Origin of the sequence: Streptomyces prunicolor NBRC 13075, from assembly GCF_000367365.1 — a bacterium.
GTDB classification, from domain to species: domain Bacteria; phylum Actinomycetota; class Actinomycetes; order Streptomycetales; family Streptomycetaceae; genus Streptomyces; species Streptomyces prunicolor.
In genome coordinates this window covers 1-2,979 of record NZ_BARF01000043.1, presented here as the reverse complement: position 1 = coordinate 2,979, position 2,979 = coordinate 1, and the positions used below count along the sequence as shown (strand labels likewise).

The 2,979-nt window shown below is 71.1% G+C and carries 3 protein-coding genes and 2 pseudogenes; 3 read left to right on the top strand and 2 right to left on the bottom strand.

Annotation, left to right across the window (positions count from 1 at the left end):
* Positions 1-89 precede the first annotated feature (89 nt).
* Positions 90-1,178 carry an adenosine deaminase gene (locus SPR02S_RS19935; protein ID WP_019058753.1) on the top strand — a complete coding sequence of 363 codons (1,089 nt, stop codon included), beginning with the start codon at positions 90-92 and terminating at the stop codon, positions 1,176-1,178.
* A gap of 37 nt (positions 1,179-1,215) precedes the next feature.
* Complete coding sequence (locus tag SPR02S_RS19930; RefSeq protein WP_019058752.1) at positions 1,216-1,902, top strand: glycerophosphodiester phosphodiesterase; 687 nt, start codon at positions 1,216-1,218, stop codon at positions 1,900-1,902.
* On the opposite strand, the gene SPR02S_RS55985 is transcribed toward SPR02S_RS19930, so the two are convergent.
* Entirely contained in the window at positions 1,886-2,164 is a 279-nt protein-coding gene (locus SPR02S_RS55985; RefSeq protein ID WP_019058751.1) for a hypothetical protein, read from the bottom strand. The two genes, SPR02S_RS19930 and SPR02S_RS55985, sit on opposite strands and share 17 nt — an antisense overlap.
* Between SPR02S_RS55985 and SPR02S_RS55980 the strand changes: the two are divergent.
* Positions 2,139-2,348 (top strand): annotated as a pseudogene (locus SPR02S_RS55980) (winged helix-turn-helix transcriptional regulator); the annotation flags it as partial. The gene SPR02S_RS55985 and the pseudogene SPR02S_RS55980 overlap by 26 nt on opposite strands.
* Here the strand turns inward: SPR02S_RS55980 and SPR02S_RS19920 are convergent.
* A pseudogene (locus tag SPR02S_RS19920) lies at positions 2,330-2,979 on the bottom strand (sigma-70 family RNA polymerase sigma factor); the annotation flags it as partial. The pseudogenes SPR02S_RS55980 and SPR02S_RS19920 overlap by 19 nt on opposite strands.

Genomic DNA, 2,979 nt, shown 5'->3' with positions numbered 1-2,979 from the left:
CCCCGGCCTACGATGATCCCGAGTCATCGATCAGCCGATCACCCGCGTCCCGCACGGCACTGCCCGGGACGCCGTTCCGGGGAGGAACCTTGTCAGACCAGAGCTCCGACCACAGCGCCGCACCCGCCGCCGGTCAGGCCCGTCAGGCCCGTGACCTGCACGCCTTTATCGCCGGGCTGCCGAAGGCCGAGCTGCATGTTCATCACGTCGGCTCCGCCTCCCCGCGGATCGTCTCGGAGCTGGCCGCCCGGCACTCCGACTCCAAGGTGCCCACCGACCCCGAGGCCCTGGTCGACTACTTCAGCTTCACGGACTTCGCGCATTTCATCGACGTGTACCTGTCCGTCGTAGATCTGATCCGCACGCCGGAGGATGTACGGCTGCTGACCTACGAGGTCGCCCGGGACATGGCCCGGCAGCAGGTGCGGTACGCGGAGTTGACCATCACGCCGTTCTCGTCGACCCGGCGCGGGATCGACGCGCGGGCGTTCATGGACGCGATCGAGGACGCCCGCAAGGCGGCCGAGGCGGAGTTCGGGACCGTACTGCGGTGGTGCTTCGACATTCCCGGTGAGGCCGGGCTCGAAGCCGCCGAGGAGACCGTGCGGCTCGCCACCGACGACCGGCTGCGGCCCGAGGGGCTGGTGTCGTTCGGGCTCGGCGGGCCGGAGGTCGGGGTGCCCCGGCCGCAGTTCAAGCCGTACTTCGACCGGGCCATCGCCGCGGGCCTGCGCTCCGTGCCGCACGCCGGTGAGACCACAGGCCCCGAGACGGTCTGGGACGCACTGAACGACCTGCGCGCCGAGCGCATCGGACACGGCACCAACTCCGCCCAGGATCCCAAGCTGCTCGCCCATCTCGCCGAGCACGGCATCGCGCTGGAGGTGTGCCCGACCTCCAACATCGCCACCCGCGCGGTCCGCACGCTCGACGAGCACCCGATCAAGGAGTTCGTCCGCGCCGGGGTCCTCGTCACGATCAACTCCGACGACCCGCCGATGTTCGGCACCGACCTCAACAACGAGTACGCGGTCGCCGCCCGCCTCCTCGACCTCGACGAGCGCGGTGTCGCCGACCTCGCGAAGAACGCCGTGCGGGCCTCCTTCCTGGACCCGGCCGGCAAGGCCGGCATCGACGACGAGATCGACGCCTACACCTCGGCGTGGCTCGCCCCCTGACAGCCGGCGTTCTCTCAACAACCAGCACAATGGGCCCATGCAGAACGTGACCGCCGTGGCCCATCGCGGCGACCCCTACCGCGTCCGTGAGAACACCACCGACTCACTGCGTTCCGCGCTCGAACAGGGCGCGGACGCGGTCGAGTTCGACGTACGGCTGACCCGTGACGGCGTCCCCGTGCTGCTGCACGACGAGACGTTGCAGCGGCTGTGGGAAGTGGACCGGCCGCTGAATTCGCTGTCGGTGGACGAGGTGCGCGGGCTCACGGGCGGCGGGGTGCCGACGCTGGTGGAGGCGCTGGCGGCGACCGAGGGCAGCCGGGTGATGGTCGACCTGCCGGGCCCCGCCGACCCGCGGGCCGTGCGCCGGGTCGTGGACGTGATCCGGGAGTGCGGGGCGGACGACCGGGTGTACTACTGCGCGGGCGCCGACGCGATGCTCGCCGTCCGGGCGGCCGACCCGTCCGCCGAGATCGCCCTGACCTGGACCTCCCTCGCGCCGCCGCGCCCGGCGGTGCTCGAAGCGGTACGGCCGCGCTGGCTCAACTACCGCTTCACGCTGGTGGATCGGGACCTCACCGCCCGCGTCCACCGCGACGGCTACCTCCTCTCGGTCTGGACCCCGGACACCCGCCGCTCGATGCGCCGCCTCCTCGACATGGGCGTCGACTCGATCACCACCAACCGGGTCGACGTGCTCTGCGGGCTCAGGAAGAAGGGCTGAGGGACGCGCCCGGTCGCCCCGCCAACTCCCTTGGCGGGGCGATGGATTGAGCGTCCACCCCTTCTCCGACCCAGAGGCGGATCAGCAGCGCGGCGGTCGCCTCCAGCAGCGCCGCGCCCTGCTCCAACGCCCCTGCTGCGAACGGCTCGCAGCCCATGTCCCGCACCAACTGCCGTACGACCGCGAGGGCTTCGGGGTCGTCTCCGCTCAGCGGTACGCCGAGTAGGCGGCCGTCGAAGACCTTGCGCCGGCTGGAGTTCAACGGGCTTGTGGCGCGGCGGTCCTACGGTGGTTCGCCGCCGCGGGTGGAGTACGAACTCACCGCGCTGGGGCGGACGTTGCTCGACCCGATCGACGCGTTCGGGGCGTGGGCCTTCGAGCACGGTGACGAGGTCATGGCCGCGCAGGACAGCTATCCGCGCGGCGGTCACACCCGGGACTTCTGAACCACCGTCGCCGGGTCGGTCGGGGTCGTACGGGTGACGTACTGCGGTATCGGGGTGTTGTCCTTGCCGGTGTCGCGGGTCAGGCCGTAGCGGGTCGCGCCCTGGGTGGGGCCGGTGGTGATGTCCTTCTCCACGGCGTCCCAGGTGGTGGGGAAGATGTTCAGGCCGTAGTCGGCGCCGCGTTCGTTGACGGTGAGGGTGACGCTGCCGTCGACGTAGAAGTACTCGTTCTGCCACATCTGTTGGGTGCCGGTGGGCAGGACGTCGTAGCCGGTGGTCGTGTTGCCCATGCCGGTGGCGGTGGTGTCGGTGGTGCTGACCGGGTCGTCCATCCGGCGTCCGCCGCCCGAGGCCACGTGGAAGAGCTTGCCCTTCAGGGCGGTCCAACTCGGCATGACCAGCGCGCCGGAGCGGTACTGCGGTGAGATCTGCCAGCGGACGAGGACGTAACCCTGGCCGCTGAGCGTCACGTTGTCGCCGCGATGGTTCAAGGTGGCGTGCGTGCCGCCGGTGCTGGTCACGCCGGACGCGGGGCGGTGCGGGAGGGCCGCGGGCGGGGTGTCGGGGTTCGGCGCCCGGTCGACGGCGTCGACGACCGAGCCGTAGGTGCCGGTGCTCGTCTTCGAGGGAG